We start from the raw sequence: 273 nt of genomic DNA, 5'->3' as shown, positions 1-273 counted from the left end.
CTGGTCGCCATGTGCGTTAATGACCTGGTGGTGCAAGGTGCAGAGCCGCTGTTTTTCCTCGACTATTACGCAACCGGAAAACTGGATGTTGATACCGCTTCAGCGGTGATCAGCGGTATCGCGGAAGGATGTCTGCAATCGGGCTGTTCACTGGTGGGTGGCGAAACGGCAGAAATGCCGGGGATGTATCACGGTGAGGATTACGATGTCGCGGGTTTCTGCGTTGGCGTGGTAGAAAAATCAGAAATCATCGACGGCTCTAAAGTCAGCGAC

Annotated in this window: 1 protein-coding gene; it reads left to right on the top strand. The window is 53.8% G+C overall.

Features of this window, described 5'->3' with window-relative positions:
- The coding region (locus tag R0J88_RS20205) for an AIR synthase related protein (RefSeq protein ID WP_410900908.1) at window positions 1–273 on the top strand (273 nt) is incomplete at both ends.

Origin of the sequence: Pseudoalteromonas sp. SIMBA_162, from assembly GCF_046535955.1 — a bacterium.
Taxonomy (GTDB): Bacteria; Pseudomonadota; Gammaproteobacteria; order Enterobacterales; family Alteromonadaceae; genus Pseudoalteromonas; species Pseudoalteromonas marina.
Note: the sequence above shows the minus strand (reverse complement) of the source record. Positions and strands in the feature narration are given on the sequence as shown.